General features: G+C 55.7%; 11 protein-coding genes. 4 read left to right on the top strand and 7 right to left on the bottom strand.

Annotated features, from left to right (window positions below; genetic code table 11):
• Positions 1-4 precede the first annotated feature (4 nt).
• The 7 genes from ACFSR7_RS20680 to ACFSR7_RS20650 all read right to left on the bottom strand — a co-directional run bounded on the left by ACFSR7_RS20680 (position 5) and on the right by ACFSR7_RS20650 (position 9,663).
• Positions 5-904: an ABC transporter permease gene (locus ACFSR7_RS20680; protein ID WP_378164881.1), complete on the bottom strand. Its 900-nt coding sequence runs from the start codon at positions 902-904 to the stop codon at positions 5-7.
• A gap of 102 nt (positions 905-1,006) precedes the next feature.
• A complete protein-coding gene (locus ACFSR7_RS20675) occupies positions 1,007-2,695 on the bottom strand; it encodes an extracellular solute-binding protein (protein ID WP_378164879.1) in 1,689 nt (562 codons plus the stop codon).
• A gap of 111 nt (positions 2,696-2,806) precedes the next feature.
• Entirely contained in the window at positions 2,807-4,492 is a 1,686-nt protein-coding gene (locus tag ACFSR7_RS20670; protein WP_378164877.1) for a response regulator transcription factor, read from the bottom strand.
• The gene (locus tag ACFSR7_RS20665; RefSeq protein ID WP_378164875.1) at positions 4,489-6,231 is read right to left on the bottom strand and encodes a sensor histidine kinase; all 1,743 of its coding nucleotides are present in this window, start codon (positions 6,229-6,231) and stop codon (positions 4,489-4,491) included. Before ACFSR7_RS20665 ends, ACFSR7_RS20670 begins: the two co-directional genes overlap by 4 nt.
• 113 nt (positions 6,232-6,344) lie before the next feature.
• Entirely contained in the window at positions 6,345-7,190 is an 846-nt protein-coding gene (gene tatC / locus ACFSR7_RS20660) for a twin-arginine translocase subunit TatC (protein ID WP_378164873.1), read from the bottom strand.
• Between the two features lie 31 nt (positions 7,191-7,221).
• The gene (gene tatA / locus ACFSR7_RS20655; protein WP_378164871.1) at positions 7,222-7,455 is read right to left on the bottom strand and encodes a twin-arginine translocase TatA/TatE family subunit; all 234 of its coding nucleotides are present in this window, start codon (positions 7,453-7,455) and stop codon (positions 7,222-7,224) included.
• Between the two features lie 24 nt (positions 7,456-7,479).
• Positions 7,480-9,663 carry a hypothetical protein gene (locus ACFSR7_RS20650; RefSeq protein ID WP_378164869.1) on the bottom strand — a complete coding sequence of 728 codons (2,184 nt, stop codon included), beginning with the start codon at positions 9,661-9,663 and terminating at the stop codon, positions 7,480-7,482.
• Between the two features lie 238 nt (positions 9,664-9,901).
• On the opposite strand from ACFSR7_RS20650, the gene ACFSR7_RS20645 reads away from it, so the two are divergent.
• The 4 genes from ACFSR7_RS20645 (at position 9,902) to ACFSR7_RS20630 (ending at position 15,360) form a co-directional block, all read left to right on the top strand.
• Positions 9,902-10,606 (top strand): PIG-L deacetylase family protein, encoded by a 705-nt coding sequence (locus tag ACFSR7_RS20645; RefSeq protein ID WP_378164867.1) that lies wholly within the window; start codon positions 9,902-9,904, stop codon positions 10,604-10,606.
• A 30-nt stretch (positions 10,607-10,636) separates the two neighbouring features.
• Positions 10,637-11,731, top strand: coding sequence for a zinc-dependent alcohol dehydrogenase (locus tag ACFSR7_RS20640; RefSeq protein WP_378164865.1), 1,095 nt, complete (start codon positions 10,637-10,639; stop codon positions 11,729-11,731).
• On the top strand, positions 11,728-12,888 hold the full coding sequence (locus ACFSR7_RS20635) for a mandelate racemase/muconate lactonizing enzyme family protein (RefSeq protein ID WP_378164863.1): 1,161 nt from the start codon (positions 11,728-11,730) through the stop codon (positions 12,886-12,888). Before ACFSR7_RS20640 ends, ACFSR7_RS20635 begins: the two co-directional genes overlap by 4 nt.
• Positions 12,889-13,713: 825 nt before the next feature.
• A complete protein-coding gene (locus ACFSR7_RS20630; protein WP_378164861.1) occupies positions 13,714-15,360 on the top strand; it encodes an RNA polymerase sigma factor in 1,647 nt (548 codons plus the stop codon).
• Positions 15,361-15,425 lie beyond the last annotated feature (65 nt).

Below are 15,425 nucleotides of genomic sequence, written 5' to 3'. Positions count from 1 at the left end.
CTTCTCAGAAAATACGGTAATTGGCGACGCGGTACGCCATGTAGTAGGAAACGGAGATGAGAATCGTGGATACGACCGACTTCAGCAGCCCAATGGCCGTCGCTACGCCGAACTGCGCGTCGATCAGGCCCATCCGATAAATTAAAGTATCGAGGATATCGCCGCTCTGATAGACGACGGGTCCGTAGAGGTTAAAGATCTGGTCGAATCCGGCATTCAGGACATTACCGAGGCTTAATGTCGCCATCAGCACGATGATAGGCATCATGCCGGGCAGCGTGACATGCCAGGTCTGGCGCCAGTGCGACGCGCCGTCCATGATGGCCGCTTCGTACAGGGAGGGATTGATCCCCGTAATGGCCGCCAGAAACACGATTGTGCCAAAGCCGAACTCTTTCCAAATATCCGACAGGACGATGACGAACGGGAACCAGTGATTCGAGCCCAGGAAAAAAATCGGTTCGAGTCCCGCGGCCTTGAACAATTGCGCGACAATGCCTTGCGACGGAGACAAGATATCGATCAGTATGCCGCCTAGAATGATCCAGGACAGGAAGTGCGGCAAGTATATTAAGGTCTGGACGCCTCGTTTGACCAACTCGTTTTTCAGTTCATTAAGCAACAGCGCGATCATAATCGGAACGATCAGTCCGGCTACGATTTTCATCGAGGCGATGAACACTGTATTCCACAGCACCTGCACAATATCCGGCATCTGCATCACATATCGAAAGTTGTCCGTTCCGATCCATTCGGATCCGAACAAGCCCTTGATCGGATCGAACTTCTGGAAGGCAATCGTGATTCCAACCATGGGGATATAGCTGTAGACGAATAAAATAACGACACCCGGCAGCAGCATGACGTGCAAGGGAAGCTCGCGTAGCCGTTTTCTTAAGTTCATACCAACGAACCTCCTGTCTATCGGTTGAAGCAAGTGCGGGAGAAAGGGGCTCTCGGGCCACTGTCTCCCGGCTTCATTTGCAGGATTTTGAACGACTGCGACTTATTTGTTGACCGACGCTGCCACTTCCTTCGTAACCTCGTCCCCGCCAAGCTTCTTCCAGTTGGCTACGAACGCGTCGAACGTATCGACGGACGCCTCGCCCATGATGATCTTGGTGAAGGTATCGAGCTCCATCTTGCCGAGCGTTACGCCCTTTTCCGTCATCGTCGGCGTGGAGGAATCCATAAATTCCGATATTTTATAAGCCTTCTCTTTCTCATATTGCGCATAGATCGATTGCGAGCCCTCCGCGCCGAACACGCCGTTATAGCCCCAGCCGTTCATATCGCCGCCGAGATAGGCCTTCACGTTTTTGTACACGTTAGGCTCTCCCGTATTGGGATCCAGCACCGACTCGTCGTTTTTCTCGATGGCTTCGTTGACCCGCTTGTAGGCGTCCAGGTTTTGCGTCGGGTTCTGGTTGTGGACGAATCTATACTTCCACTTCTCCACGTCGCCGTTCACCTGGATTTCGGAGACCGGATACTTGTCCTCCGGCCATATGCGCATGGCGGCGTTCATCAGCTTCACGATTGCCTCCGGATGCGCCATGCCTTTGCGTACGGCGTAATACGTGTTGATCGCATAAATGGCTTTCGGCTGCGCAGGCTGATCGTCGATCGACTGGAGTCGGTAGGCCTTCCATTCCATATCGGGATCCTGATTTTTGCCGGCTTGCAGATACAGCGGCAGCCAGTGGACGGAGTAGGTTAATCCAAGTTTCCCCGCATTAGCTGTTTCGCCGACTTTGTCCGTGTTATTGACGGCAAATTCGCGGTCGATGATTCCCGATTTGTACAGCTCCTGCAGCTTGGCGAGCGCCGTTTTCATTTCCGGCTGAATGCTGCCGTACGCGATGTTGCCGGAGGCGTCCTTGATCCAAATGCTCGGATAAGCGTGGTAGCTATTGAAGAAGCCGTCCAGACCGAACAGGTCGGTGAACAGGTCCTTATTCGCCGCCAGGCCGTACGTGTCTTTCTTGCCGTTGCCGTCCGGGTCCTGGTTGACGAACGCATCCGCGATTTTCAGGACGTCGTCCATGCTCTTCGGCTCGGGCAGGTTCAGCTTTTTCAGCCAATCGGTGCGAATCCACAGCAACGGCGCCGTATCGGTGTAGCTTCCGAGCCAAGGCAGCGCCAGCAGCTTGCCGTCGTAGGTCGCGGACTGCAAACCAAGCCCGCCATCCTTCTTATAAATCTCCTTGACGGTATCCGAGCCGTATTTGTCGAGCGCTTCCGACAGATCGGCCAGTTGGCCCGATTCGGCCAGCCGCTTGAACTGCCCGCCGGTCAGCGGCATCAGATCGGGGAGATTGCCCGACACCATCGTGACGTTCATCTTTTGCTCGAACTGATCGGAGATCCACAGATACTTGATCTTGATTCCCAACTCATTTTCATAAAGCTTTGTCCATCCGTTGTTTTCGATCGTATCTCCGTTCTCGAACTTCAACGGCGCCGCGGCGCGTACCGCCGTCACTTCGACCGGCGGATCGATCTTGCCGAACGGATCGGCCTTCTCCTCCGGCTGCGCGCTGCTGCTCGCCGGAGATGATCCAGTAGCCGGCGAAGGGCTGGCGGACGCCTCGGTTTTGCCGGCCTCGTTATTGCCGCTGCATGCCGTAACCATTGTAAGAACAAGGCTGGCCAACGCGATCGAACTGATGCTTTTCCTCGCTTTCGTTTTCATTTAACCCCTCCGTTTTTATGTTTGGAATGCTTGCGTGCTGTTGCTAACCCCCATTATAGAGAGCGCCTACGTTATAAAATACAGGCATCCTTTTACTTTCCTTGACTCCTGTTATCTCCTGTCCGGATCGAGCGTCTGATGGGCGTCGCGATACTCCTGCGGCGTGATTTTGAACCACTTTTTGAACGAACGGGTGAACTGCGGGGGCGACTCGTAGCCCACGGCCGTCGCGATTTTGTGTATTTTCATGGCGGTTCCGGCGAGCATTTCCTTGGCCTTCGCCATCCGGCAATCGGTAATGTAGTTGAACAGCGTCACGCCGGTTTCTTTCTTGTACAGTCTCGACAGGTAGGCCGGGCTGTGATTGACGTGTGCCGCCAGATTCGTCAGCGTCAGTTCCTGATCCAAATGATTTTGCACGTATTGGTGGATGCTCTGAATCGTACGCTGGGTGTACATCTCGGGGCTGCTCTGCCTGTTGGCGAACAGAAGACGGGCGAAGTCGGCGAAGTAATCGACCACGCTGTCCCACGTGTCGTGGGCGTCGTACTGCGTCATCTTGCCGATGTTCATTCTGGACGACAGGACATGCAGCAGTCCCGTGCGGTTCGCATACGAAAGCAAATACAGGGACATGGAATAAAAGAGCTCCAGCAAGCCGGTATGGCTGTAGGAAGCGGCTTCCTTGTTCATGATCGGCTCGTAAAGCGCCATGAACGCCTCCTCCTGCCCACTCTCCAAGTATTCTTCCAATTGTCCGAGCTGCTTCCTCAGCAGCTGCGAATCGGCAAAATACCTTCGGTTGCGATTGATCTCCAGGCCGCCGAGCTTATTTCCTTCCTGGATCAGCAGCTCGCGCTTGCCGTCTCCACCGTGCCCCAGCAATATTTTCAAATAGTTGAACTGCGGGCCGAAGCCTTCCCATTCTGCTGGCTCATCGCTCATGGCAAAAGAAACGGATACCTTCAGCACCTGCTTGCATGCGGTCTGCGCATCCTCGAGCAAGCCCCGGACTTTGGCCATCAGCAGCTTCCAGGCCTGATTCGCTTCCTCGGCTGCAGAAAGCTCCGGAGGCCCCTCCGGCTGCATCAGCCAGAGAAACTGGCGCTGCCCGAAAGCGACCGACACGCAGATGCCGGCGGCGCTCAAATATTCGTCCACGACGTTCTGCACGGCAAAGGCAAGCAGTTCACGATCTTTATCGTTATCGGGGTACGCCCAAGCATCCATGCGCCCGATCGACAGGTAAACCGGCCGATCCGCGCGCAGCGGCATTTCCAATTGCGCGAACTTACGAGCCAGCAGCTCCGGCGCAGGCTTGCCGTAGATCAGATCGAAAAGGACGTTTTTTTGCACCGCGGAGAGCGCCATTTGCAGCTTCTCCCGCGACTGCAGGGCGTAGCTGTCGGTCTGCGCCTGCTTCTCGATGGACGCGACGGCCTTCTCCACCGATTGCAGGATGATGTCGTCGTCTTCGTGCTTCAGCAAATAATCGGCGACCCCGCCGTTGCGGATCGCTTGCTTGGCATATTCGAACTCGTCGTATCCTGTCAGGAAAATGATTTGACACTTCGGCCATTTATCGACAATCGTCTTCTGGAGCTCGATGCCGCTTAAGCCTGGCATCCGGATGTCGGACAGCACCAGGTCGATCCGGTGCTGCTGGAGAATGTCCAACGCTTCATAGACGGTATAGGCCCGATAGATCTCGATATCCAAATGGACGGCCTCGCGGAATAGTTGATACATGCTGTTGACGATGATCGGCTCATCGTCGACGATCAGCAGTCTGATCATGGTTGGTCCCTTCTTTCCATCGGGATGATGATGTTCACGAGCAAGCCGCCGAGTTCGCTCCGCGCGATCGAGATGCCGTACTCGGCGCCGAACCGCAGCTGCAGCCGCCGGTGTACGTTGATCAACCCGGTACTCTCCCCCCCGAGGTCCGTTTGATTCATCCGGCTGCGCAGCTTGTCCAATTCCTCCGGCTGCAGGCCGGGTCCGTTATCCTCCACGCCGATCCGCAGCGTTCCGTCGAATTCCTCGAAGCCGATGCGTACCCGGCCTTCCTGCACCTTATCGCCGAGCCCGTGCTGATAGACGTTTTCGATAATCGGCTGCACGATCAGCCTGGGAACCCGGATATCGTTCAGATGCATCGGCAGGCCGCCGAACTCGGTCTCGATCCGGTTAGAAAACCTTACGTTTTGTATCTCCACATAGGAGCGCGCATGCTTGATTTCGGACGCGAGACTAACCTCGTCCTGCGCGTTTCTCGTGATATATTGAAAATATTCACCCAGGTTTTTGGAGACGACGGCAGCGGAATCGTTGTCGTAATTCAGGATCAGCCGATGAAGGGTGAAGAAGCTGTTGTAGAGGAAATGCGGGTTAATCTGTGCTTGCAGCTGTTTTAGCTCCGAATGCTGCAGCCTGATTTTCTGAACGTAAAGATCGTCGATCAGCACCTTCAAGTTCTGGACCATCTTATTGAATTGGCGGAACAGATAGCCGAACTCGTCCTGGTTCTTGTGAGGGGAGAAGACATTAAAATTGCCTGCTTCGACGCTTTTGAACTGCTTGACCAATCGCCTCAGGGGGCGATGAATGAGCATATAGATGCCGTACGAAAACATAATAACGATGACCAGCGAGCTGACCACGAGCAGCCAGGACCAAGTCTGATACGTTTTAAGCGTACCCAGCACCCGGTTTTCCGGCATATAAAATAAAAGCGCGGCGTCAAGCGCCAGGGACTTTTCGTAGAACACGAGGTAGTTTTTCTTGTCTACCCGCAGGCTTGACTGCCCGCTTGTGTTTTTCTGATCTGGAATGATCCGTTCCTTGACGTGAGCGAATAGCCCCGTTTCCTGCTCGCTTTCGATCGACCACGCGTCATTGAACAGCACGGTCTCTCCATCGGGGTTGAAGCTGTTCAGCGTCGTTCTAAGCGCATCCACGGACAATTCGACCTGGAGCATGTAGGGGACGGTCTTCCCCGAGCCCGGGGCAACCGGTTCGTTCACGTTGACATACAGGCGATCCTTGGAATAGATCAGCGGAAATCCATGGGTGAACATCGCCTGGTAGACTTCCTCCATCGCTTCCTTCGTGACCGGATGAAGTGCTGTATTGGCAGTCGTCACCACGTGCGATACCGAACTTACGTACAGGCTGATATCTTTAATATAGACGCTCGACTCCCTGTAGCTTCTCAGCTTGTTGTCCAGATTGCCGATCAACACCGATTTCTCGTACTCCGACAGGATCGATCCCAATCCGACCAGCTTCTGCAGATCCGGATCGTTGACCATTTCCATCTGCGTCCGAATGATCTGCTGAATTTCCTTTTCGAGAGAAAGAAAGTAGTAATGGATCTGCGCGTTCATCGTATTGGAGAGCTGCTGCTTGACCTCCCGCTTGCCGAGTTCGTTTAAGCCGATGCTGAGCCCGAACATGGGCAGAATGATCGCGATGAACGTAAGAATCAGCTTGGGGAAGATGGACAGATTGCCCAAACGCGTGAATAACTGCATACGTCTTCTCCTCTCGCGCAGGCGGCTGCAACGGAATGTCCTCCAAGTTTACCAAATAAGGATCTGCCGCCGGAAGACAATCCTTCCGACGGACAGACCCCGATTGGCGCCGATCAGCCTGTCTGCATTTGCGGTTGCGGACTCCCCGGATCTCCGATCGCCGATTCCGTCGCCAAATCGTGCAGCGTCTGCCTGCGATGGATGAAAGAAGAGAGCACGACGCTCAGCTCGAACAACAAAAGCAGCGGGGCCGCGATCAGGAGATTGGAGACGAAATCCGGCGGCGCGATAAAGGTGGAGACGGCTATCAGACCTAAGTACGCGTGACGGCGGTACTTCCGCAGAAAGGCCGGTCGAATCAGCCGCAGCTTGGTGAGAAACATCATAACGGCAGGCAGCTCGAAAATCAGGGAAACCGGCAGCAGAATGCTGAACATAAATGAAAAGTACTGCGCCGTGCCGTAGGTTTCCGTCATCTCCATCCTGCCGTTCAGCGTCTCGGCAAACCGGAAGGCCGACCGGAAAACGACAAAGTAAGCGAAGAACAGACCTGCCGCAAACAGCATCGTCGCCAGCGGGATATATCGGAGTGCGGCCGAACGTTCTTCCGGGCGAAGTCCGGGGCGGACGAATGCCCATAGCTGATAAAGGATGAAGGGCATCGAGACCCCGATCGAACAGAGAAAGGCAGCCTGCATGTAGACCCGAATGCTGTCCCAGGGAGAAAAGGCATGCCAGGAGATCGCGGCTGCCGGCGCCAGCGTCCGCAAATAATTCATCAGATCGGTCGCGATCCACAGCCCGCCGGCCATCGTAACCGCCAGCACAGCGACGATCAGGAACAGCCGTTTTCGAAGCTCCGCCAGATGCAAGGAGAGCTTCATGTCCGCTTTTTTCATATCCTCGAGCTTCATATCCTCGAGCTTCATATCCTCGAGCTTCATATCCGCGTTGTTCATAGACGCTCCCTCTCTCGCGCCAAAGCCGGGCTTACTTGGGAACCTGGAGCTGCCTGCTCTGATCCGCCGCCATCCGCACGTCGTCGTCCGACAGCACTTCCCGGAGCGTAGGCTCCTTATCGGGCATCAGTTCCTTTGCGCCGTTTTTAAATTCCCGGAGCGTACGGCCGAACGCCTTGCCCAGCTCGGGCAGCTTGCTCGGGCCGAACAGCAGCAGCGCTACGATGAGAATCAGGACAAAACCGGTGATTGAAGTCGGATGCATGTGAATTCTCCTCCTCTGTCATTGTTAGAATTGAAAGGCTTGCGTATCGAAATCCACGACGGCGTCGAGCGTCGTAATGGAACTGCCGAAGTTGAACTTCGCTCCGCCCTGCACCTCCGTGCCGGCGAGCGCGCTTCTCACGGGGGTCGTAAAGGTCATGACGGCGGACGCGAGCGCCTTCGCTTTTGGCGTCATATCTACCGTGAGCGTGGTCGTTCCCGTCGTGGTCAGGGCGACGGCTTTGCGCTCGTAATAGTGCCGGACCGCTTCAAGCGTATTCCCCGCAGGGAGGTAATCGTTGCTCGCGCAGAGGCCGAAGTCGCCGTGATTGATCCGCACGCCGGTAAATTCGTACCAGGCCGGCGCATCCGGCATTCTCAGCTCGAGCATGAACCAAGAATCCTTGTTCAAGCTCGCATGATTGCCAAGCCAGAACGGGAACGTGAATTCCTTGAAGCTTGTCGTGAGCGATACGTTCTCCGCTTTGATCTCCGCGGGCACGATCGCCGTGGCCGAATAGGCAGCCTGGGCGACGACCCGCAGATTCGCGGCGGAGGCGGCGCGGGCGAATAGCTGCACCGTGCAGACATGTCCGGCCATCTCGCTTAAGCCCGGCACCATGAAGTAAACGGATTTATAGGTTCCCGACCCGCCGGGCGTGAATCGCAGCGCATATTGCGATTTGCGGGTCCGCATGAAGTCGGCATTGCTCAGCAGCACGCGGGACGCCGTACATGAGGCGAAGTCGGTCTTGGCGTACCACATATCCGCGAGCCGCTTGAGCGTGTTGGCCGGGATCGCGTAGCTGTCGCCCGTCTGGGAGACGGCGAGCGCGCCGTTCACGACCGTCCTGTTGTGCACGCCGTCGACGTCGATAACGTGAATGGGGTTTGCGGTGACCGGCACGAGCGGCTGATAGGAAGCCAGCAGGTTGCGCACTCGAACATATTGGCCCGGCTGGTCGTTCAGGTTAAGCACCGGGCTCTGCTCTGCGCCGAGCAGAAGGGTCACGCCGTCGATCTGCGTGCCTGCAGTGACGACGCTGGCGTTCGCCGTGTCCAGAAATTTGCCGGTACCGTGCAGGTTTACGTAGATATCCTTAATGCTGATCAAGTGGATGTTGTTGTTAGGCTGCGGTGTCTGATCGCCCAATCGGATCGAGGTTCCTCCCAGCGGCTGCTCGAAGTAGCAATTTTCGATCTCCGTCTTCATCGAGGGGGAGCCGAGCTGCACGCCGACGGCCGCATTTTCGAAGTCGCAGCGGCTGATTAACGTCTTGACCGCATTCGTGTAAATGCCGGTGCCGCCGATCAGCAGACCGTGCCATTTGCACTTGTTATCGACGAAGCTAAGGCGCGTATTGCCGGAGCCGCGGTATGCGCCGCTGCGGCCGTCATCGATCGCCTTCACAAAGTTCTTCGCTTGGTCGTCCAGCGCTTCCCATCGGCAGCCCGCGATTTCCGGCCACCAGTTTTGCGCCTGAAACTCGATCGCCCAGCTGTTCGGATTGCCGAACTGGTTGAAGATGCAATTTCTTATTCTGGCCATCAGGCCGAAAAACGGGGCAAAACTGATGCCTGCCGACATGTTTTTCCCGCCCGTGAAGTGAAGGCCGTCCAGTAGATAATGGTCGTCATTGAACAGGTTGCCGCTCGTGCGCCCGTCGTCCGTCCCCATGCTCAGGAAGATGCCGGAGCCGGTATAATTCAATACCTTCGAGACGCTGCCGACAAGCTCCACCGGTCGCGTAAAGGCGGCTCCTGCGCTAAACGTGTACTTCAGCGGCGCCGATGCGCGGTTAATGCCGACGCGAACCGGAATGCCGTCGACGATACCGACCGGCTGCGTGCCGTTAGGAAACGCGTTTACATAAGCGGCAAGCGAGGCCAAAGCCGCCGTGTCGGCCGCTGCGCTGCCGTTGGCGCCATAGTCGACCAGCTGCACCTGACCGTCAAGGTCGGCCTCGATGGCCGTCACTCTGCCGCAGAGCTCGTCCGGGTCGCAAGCCGCCATGCCGCTCGCTTTGGATGCGCCCTCCTTCTCCGCCGCAAACGCGCCGCTCGGAATCAAGCTGCCCGCGACGACGGCCGCTCCCGCGAAACCCAGCGAGGCGAGCAGCTTTCTTCTGGAGATGGCCCCCCCATCCCCCTCCAGCATCGCCTGTCTCGTTTCCGTCTTTCCTTTGTTGCTACGATCCTCTTCCGACATCAATCACGCCTCCTCAGAATAGTTGGTAGAGCGCTTACAATTGGCCGTGTTCGGATGCTGCGTTTCCTATTATAGAAAAGGGACATTTCTTAAAATACGAGCTTTTTTCTACTTTCCTTGATGCACTTTATCCTCTTTGGCCTTCTGCCCGATTCCTTGTTTACAGACTTGAAAAGCGCATGGTTAAATCGGCTTGTCGACGGCCCGACCGCAAGACGCGAGAGGGGGAGGTTGCAAAATGAGAGTACTGGCGATCGGGGCCCACCCCGACGATGTAGAAGGACTGTGCGCCGGCACATTAATCAAATGCGCGGCCAGAGGCGACCATGTCACGATTATGATTGCGACAAACGGCAATGTCGGCTCGCCCGCGCTCAGCCGGGAAGAGATTGCCGCCATCCGCAAGCGGGAAGCGGAAGCATCCGCGGCATTAATCGGCGCGGAACTCAACTGGATGGGCTATGACGACGAATTTCTGTTCCACGACCGCGCGACGCGGCTCGCCTTCATCGATGCCATCCGCAAGGCGAACCCGGATTTCATGATCGTCCACGGCGCCGGCGATTACCATCCCGACCACCGGATCAGCGGCGAGATCGCGGTCGACTGCCGCATTCCCGTCACCGTGCCGCTCATTGAGACGGCGCACCCGCCCATGTCGAAGATTCCGCACGTCTTTTTCATGGATCATATCGGCGGCATCGCGTTTGAGCCTGAAGTTTACGTCGACGTATCGGATGTGATGGAGCTGAAAAGCAAAATGATCCGCTGCCACAAAAGCCAGGACGAATGGCTGCGGCATATGTATGGCGGCGATTACGTAGAGATGCTGACCGCGCCTTCCGGCATTCGGGGCAAGGCGATCGGCGTGCCCTACGCGGAGGCCTTTCGCAGCCTCCCGCTCTATCCTGTCATGGGGGGCGCGCATCTTCTGCCGAAATGAAAGGCAATCGGCGGCGGCTGACCGACTGGGGTGCACCGCCTGAGGCAGGCAGTCGGACATCTTCATCAAGCTGGAGGGATATTCATCGAACAGCTTAAAAAGATATGGGAATGGACGGGCGGCGTAAACGAGGTCAAGTCGCGGCAGGTTCTCCGCGAACCGCCGCTTGCCGGTCAGGCGGAGATCCGGATCGAAGCGATCGGGATCTGCGGCACGGATCTGCACATCATGGGCGGGCAGGCGCGATTCGGTCCGCCTCCGCTCCCTTTGGGACATGAGCTGTCCGGTACCGTCATGCGTCTCGGCGACGGTACACGCGGATGGTCCGTCGGAGACCGCGTATGCATCGATCCGCTGATCGGCTGCGGGCATTGCGCCCAGTGCCGGGCAGGCAACAAACACCGCTGCCCCGATGCCGGCGAGATCGGCTTGCATTATCCGGGCGGCTGGCAGCAATATTTGACCATCCCCGCCTCCAACCTGTACAAACTTCCGGACGAGATCAGCCTCGAGGCGGCTTCGCAGGCGGAGACGCTGCACTGCTGCCTCGGCGGCATCGACAAGCTGTCGATCCGGCTGGGCATGCAAGCAACGGTCGTGGGCGACGGTCCGACCGGACTTTACTATGTGCAGCTGCTAAAGGCGGCCGGGGTAGGCAAGGTTACGCTCATCGGCTTGCAGGAGCATCGTCTGCAGCTGGGACGCGCGCTTGGCGCCGATCTTGGGCTGAATGCGGGCCGGGCAGACGTGGAAGTATTGACGCTGGCGAACAGCCAGGATATCGTCATCGACGCAGCGGGGACAGAGCGGTCTGTGCGGACCAGTATCGAGCTGCTGAAGTCGGGCGGGCAGTTGTTGGTCTTCGGGCTTCCCGGGAATCCGATTCTAGTGGATGTGTCAACCGTCGTGTTGAAGGAACTCACGCTGATGGGTTCGACCAACGCACCGCATGTGTGGCCTCGCGTGATCGAGATGCTGGCCGGCGGCACGGTTCGGGTTAATCCCCTGATCACACGGCGGTACTCGTTTGACAGATTGGACGAAGCCCTGGCTTTTGCCCGCGATCCGGCGAGCGAAGCCGTTAAAGTAATCGTAACTGAATTGCGCGAGGAGGCACGGACATGAAAATTACGGCCGTCAAAACGAAAGCAATTAAAATACCGTTTCACAAGGGCGAAAAATGGTCGGGCGGCACGCGTTACAGCGCGCCGTCCCTCATCGTTCAGGTAGAGACGGACGAAGGATTGGTCGGAATCGGCGAGTCGGTTGGGCCGACTATCCCCGTCATTCAGACAGTCGTGGACAAGGAGTTCGCCCCGTTCCTGATCCGCCGCGACCCGATGGAGCTAGAGTCCATTCTGCATCGGTTGGAGGAATACAGCGTTAACTGGAAGCAAATCGGCTACTACGGCATGGCCGGCATTGAGATGGCGCTGCTTGATCTGCGCGGCAAGATCCTGAATACGCCCGTATACAACCTGCTCGGAGGCAAGGTGAAGCAGGAGGTCGCATTCTCCGGCTATATATTCATCGACAAGCCGGAGAATAATGCCGAAGAAGCGCGACGGTTCGCCGAGGCCGGCTATACGGAGCTGAAGCTGAAAGTGGGACGGGATATCGATCTGGATACAAAACGCGTGAAGGCTGTCCGTGAAGCGGTGGGGGCGAAGATGAAAATCCGCATCGACGCGAATCAGAACTGGAGCGTCCCGACGGCGATCAAGGCGATCCGCAGCATGGAAAAGTACGATCTGCAAATGGTGGAGCAGCCGACGCGGTACGACGATGTGGACGGCATGGCCGCCGTCGCCCGCGCAGTCGACGTGCCGATCATCGCGGACGAAGGCTGCGCGACGTTCGAGGATGCTTTACGTCTCATCGATAAACGAGCCTGTGCCTGCTTCCTCGTTTACCCCTCCGAGGCTGGCGGCATCCTCAAGGCCAGGCAGATCGTGGACCTGGCCAACCAGGCCGGCATCTGGTGCGTCACCGGAAGCTGGGCGGAGACGGGGATCGGGACGCTCGGCAACGTACACATGGTCGCTTCTTCGAGGAACTTCCCGTTCGCCAACGACACGCATCTGAACTTCATGACCGGCGACTTGCTTCGAGATCCTTTGATATTCAATCAGGGCAAAATAGCGCTCCCAGACCGTCCAGGCTTTGGCATCGACCTGGACATCGGCAAGCTCGAACAGTACGGCAGCCATTTCGAACGCGAGATGGTATTCTACGACCCGCAGGATCCGAGCTTCCAGCCGCGTATCGGACAGATTTTGTAGATCATCGTATTCGTAGAAGTTAACGAAATTTATCCCAAGCTGCGCCCGCTTTGCAGTTACGGCCAAAGAAGAGCAGGGCGCAGAAACTACATTCTGTGCCCTGTTTCTGTTTTCAATTTTGGAGATGGTACTGCCCGTAATCCTCTTAAAGATTAATCTTTGATCTTACTTTTTGTATTTCGTAGGGAGAAGACCTAACCCAATATTGGATAGTAAATGATGTTCCAGTGCGTTTTGAAATACAGCACAAGTAATCATCACATGTATCGAAGTAATCGGCCCGCTTTATAAACAAAGCAACATCGTCAAATGATCCGCCGAGAAATAATCCTTTTTCTCCGAAACGTTATATGGAACTAAATGTCTTCAACCACCACCATAGAAAAAGAAAAGGAATGGCACTTGCTACTATCACCAGTACGACCGCAGTTTTATTTCTTATTCGTTTCCCCATTTATAACCCTCCGCGTATTCAGTGCGTGTATTTTATTCACTCATTAGACGTTCTGTGGCCAGCTAAAGTTTGCCGCGCTATTCTGCCCTTTCGCTTAAAGCCGGTTGCCAGTCCTACTGGTCATTGAAAAATACGATTTAGAATGATCCCAATATTTCCATCGACGGAAGCTCTGATCGAGAAAATAAAGTATTAGACTGCGGCGGTATTGTTGAACTAACGTACCTTAGTTGAACGGAAAAAAGTATCTTTATATACTAAAAGTGAGTCTCTTTATCCATTCAAATTTTTTTAAAAATATTCCAACCTTTATTCCGCTAGGCACACTATTTGATTGTCAGGAATTATAGAGGCAATTGCGGAGGCGAAAGATGGATTCGACAGAGCGGAAAGGAAAAGAAGCGGCGGAAGCGATTCGGAGCTATGTCAAACCGATTTTCGGTTTTGCGTTGAACCGGGTTAAGCAGCGGGCGGAGGCGGAGGATCTGGCTCAGGAGATTATGCTGCAGTTGTTAAAATCCTTCTCAGGTAAGCGGGACATTCGGAGCCTGGAGGCCTATGTTTGGACGGTTGCCCGATACACTTGGGTGAATTGGTTGAAAAAGCGAGCACACGCTCCCCAAGCGATCGAAATCAACGGCATGTCCGAACTGCCGGCCGACCCTTCCCTGGAGCCGCTTGACCGGCTGCTGGAAACCGAAGCTTATCGCGGGCTGCGCCGGGAAGTCGCGTTTCTGTCCGACATTCATCGCCGGATCGTAGTCATGTATTACTACGACGAGCTTAAAATCCGCGATATCGCGATTGCTCTGAACATTCCTGCCAACACGGTGAAGTGGCATCTGAGCGAGGCCAAAAAGGAGTTAAGGAAAGGAATGAACCGTATGCGCGCAACAGGAACTTTGAGCATCAATCCGGTCAGCATGGGGGAAATGGGCCATTCCGGCTCAGCCGGCAGACTGGGCGAAACCAACGATTTTCTTGGACGCGCCTTGGCGCAAAATATCGTTTACGCAGCTTATCGCAAGGCGCATACCGTCCATGAAATCGCGGAGGAGCTCGGGATGCCGCCGTCTTTGCTGGAAGGCGAAGTCCGGCACCTGGCCGATTACAATTTTCTCGTCCAAACCTCTTCCGGCAAATATCAAAGCAATACCATCGTCTGGGACCTCTTCGAGTTGGCCGTTGCCGGTCATCGATTCTGGCAGGAGTGCGCCGCCGAAGTGGCCGATGTTCATTTCGACGCGTTAATGGAAGTTCGCCGGCAAGTCGAGGATAGCGGAGTGTACGTTCCGGACGGCGACTATAACTTTCTGCTCTGGACCTTGCTGCCCAAAAACGTTGGGGAGCAAGCCTGGCGGGGCCTGCCGGCGGGCGACAACTTCGATGCGGTCGCGCCGATGCGAAAGGACGGAGGGCAGTATATCGCCTATGCGGCGTTGAACCGAAGCCGCAATGTCGATCCGGGTTTTGATCTGAGTAGTTACGTCACCTTCGGTCCGTCGATCCGCTACGTCGAAGACACTCCCTTATACTTGTGGCAATTCAATACGTACTGGAGCGACCGCCAGATGGATTGGCGTTTCCTGGAATACCGGAATGTCGAGGTTTGCCATGCGTTCCATCAAGGGGAACTGCCCGACAACGAAGAGAACAGCGAGCAATATTCGTTCCTGCTGGAGAAGGGGTACATCCGCAAGACGGAGGAGGGGTACAAGTTCAATGCGGTTTGGATCGACTCTCCGCAAACGCTGGATCGGTTGAACAAGGCAATGCCGGATTTGTCCGCCCTTTATACGGCTGCTGTCAGCAAGCTCTACGATAAAATGCTTAAGCTGTTCCTGCAAAATCAGCCGAAGCATTTGGAGCCGCAGATTGCCTACATGGTGAGAGGCAATACCGGCGGCGGCCGGTTGGTCGCTTATATTTTGAAGCATTTGATCGATAATGGGAAGTTGAAACCGCCGTTGCCGCACCAGAGGAAGACGATTACAACCTGGATGGGGCCGGTCAAATAAGTCGGGTATGGTAATGGATACGAAGAATGGCTCAATACTCTGTCTAACCTGAACATATGAAAATG

This window comes from Cohnella sp. GCM10020058 (genome assembly GCF_042683485.1).
Classification (GTDB): domain Bacteria; phylum Bacillota; class Bacilli; order Paenibacillales; family Paenibacillaceae; genus Cohnella.
Note: the sequence above shows the minus strand (reverse complement) of the source record. Positions and strands in the feature narration are given on the sequence as shown.

What these genes read in the sequence shown, in the direction of transcription:
- ACFSR7_RS20650 (WP_378164869.1), bottom strand. Translation starts at nt 9,663, where the DNA reads ATGTCGGAAGAGGATCGTAGCAACAAAGGAAAGACGGAAACGAGACAG.
- ACFSR7_RS20680 (WP_378164881.1), bottom strand. Translation starts at nt 904, where the DNA reads ATGAACTTAAGAAAACGGCTACGCGAGCTTCCCTTGCACGTCATGCTG.
- ACFSR7_RS20675 (WP_378164879.1), bottom strand. Translation starts at nt 2,695, where the DNA reads ATGAAAACGAAAGCGAGGAAAAGCATCAGTTCGATCGCGTTGGCCAGC.
- ACFSR7_RS20670 (WP_378164877.1), bottom strand. Translation starts at nt 4,492, where the DNA reads ATGATCAGACTGCTGATCGTCGACGATGAGCCGATCATCGTCAACAGC.
- ACFSR7_RS20665 (WP_378164875.1), bottom strand. Translation starts at nt 6,231, where the DNA reads ATGCAGTTATTCACGCGTTTGGGCAATCTGTCCATCTTCCCCAAGCTG.
- ACFSR7_RS20630 (WP_378164861.1), top strand. Translation starts at nt 13,714, where the DNA reads ATGGATTCGACAGAGCGGAAAGGAAAAGAAGCGGCGGAAGCGATTCGG.
- tatA (WP_378164871.1), bottom strand. Translation starts at nt 7,455, where the DNA reads ATGCATCCGACTTCAATCACCGGTTTTGTCCTGATTCTCATCGTAGCG.
- tatC (WP_378164873.1), bottom strand. Translation starts at nt 7,190, where the DNA reads ATGAACAACGCGGATATGAAGCTCGAGGATATGAAGCTCGAGGATATG.
- ACFSR7_RS20635 (WP_378164863.1), top strand. Translation starts at nt 11,728, where the DNA reads ATGAAAATTACGGCCGTCAAAACGAAAGCAATTAAAATACCGTTTCAC.
- ACFSR7_RS20645 (WP_378164867.1), top strand. Translation starts at nt 9,902, where the DNA reads ATGAGAGTACTGGCGATCGGGGCCCACCCCGACGATGTAGAAGGACTG.